Genomic DNA, 1629 nt, shown 5'->3' with positions numbered 1-1629 from the left:
CGGATGTGACAAACATTGTAAAAGTAAGCGGTGCTTTTGTAGCTTCTCAAGGTTGTGCTAACGCTGGAACATATACTAATACTTGGACGGTTAATGATGATTGTGGAAATACTTCTGATGTTTTCACACAAATCATTACCATCGAAGATACTACTGCGCCAACTTGGTCAACTCAAGGGGGAACATTAGATGTTACTTTACAATGTAGCGATAATGACGGATTGACAACCGCTCAAAACCAAGCTCCAATTGCAACAGATAATTGTAATGGAACTATAACTTATACTAAAGTAACTGGTCAATTACAAAAAGGAAGCTGTGGAAGTACTGGTACTTACACCAACACCTGGACTGCAACTGATACTTGCAATAATACCTCAACTGTCTTTACTCAGGTAATTACCGTTCAGGATACTGCAATTCCAACTTGGATTACTCAGGCTGGGACATTAAACGTAACTGTTCAATGCAGTGATGCTGCAGGATTAACTGCTGCTCAAAATCAAGCTCCTGCAGCTACAGCCAATTGTTCAATTGTAACTTATACCAAAACAAGTGGTTCTTTTATTGCCTCTGAAGGTTGCGCTAATGCTGGAACTTATACCAACTCTTGGGTTGCAAAAGATGATTGCGGAAACGTTACGGATGCCTTTATTCAAGTAATTACTATTGAAGATACCACTGCTCCAACTTGGTCAACCCAAGCCGGAACATTAAACGCTACTGTTCAATGTAGTGATGCAACAGCTTTAAATGCTGCTCAAGCGCAGTTCCCTGTTGCAGCTGATGCTTGTGATACTGATGTTTCTAATATCGTAAAAACAAGCGGTGCTTTTGTAGCCTCTGAAGGTTGCGCTAACGCTGGAACTTATACTAACACTTGGACTGTTAAAGATGATTGTGGAAATACTTCTGCTATTTTCACACAAGTAATTACCATCGAAGATACTACTGCGCCAACTTGGTCTACTCAAGGGGGAACATTAAATACTACTGTTCAATGTAGCGATGCAACAGCTTTAGCTAATGCTCAAGCACAATTCCCAGTTGCAACGGATAGCTGTGATACTGATGTGACCAACATTGTAAAAGTAAGCGGTGCTTTTGTTGCTTCTCAAGGTTGCGCTAACGCTGGAACTTATACTAATACTTGGACGGTTAATGATGATTGCGGAAATACTTCTGCTGTTTTCACGCAAATCATTACCATCGAAGATACTACTGCTCCAACTTGGTCTACTCAAGGGGGAACATTAAATACAACGGTTCAATGTAGCAATGCAGCAGCTTTGGCTAATGCTCAAGCTCAATTCCCAGTAGCTACTGACGCTTGTGATACGGATGTGACCAACATTGTAAAAGTAAGCGGTGCTTTTGTAGCTTCTCAAGGTTGTGCTAACGCCGGAACTTACACTAATACTTGGACTGTAAAAGATGATTGTGGAAATACTTCTGATACTTTCACGCAAGTGATTACAATCGAAGATACCACTGCGCCAACTTGGTCAACTCAAGGGGGAACATTAGATGTTACTTTACAATGTAGCGATAATGACGGATTGACAACCGCTCAAAACCAAGCTCCAATTGCAACAGATAATTGTGATGGAACTATAACTTATACTAAAG

Annotated in this window: 1 protein-coding gene; it reads left to right on the top strand. The window is 40.6% G+C overall.

Going from position 1 to position 1629, the window contains the following annotated elements:
- Positions 1–1629 (top strand): Ig-like domain-containing protein (locus tag ACHRV5_RS22310; protein WP_395428324.1); only part of this gene is annotated, 1629 nt, incomplete at both ends.

Origin of the sequence: Flavobacterium sp. FlaQc-52 (assembly GCF_044007495.1) — a bacterium.
Lineage (GTDB): Bacteria > Bacteroidota > Bacteroidia > Flavobacteriales > Flavobacteriaceae > Flavobacterium > Flavobacterium cupriresistens.
Note: the sequence above shows the minus strand (reverse complement) of the source record. Positions and strands in the feature narration are given on the sequence as shown.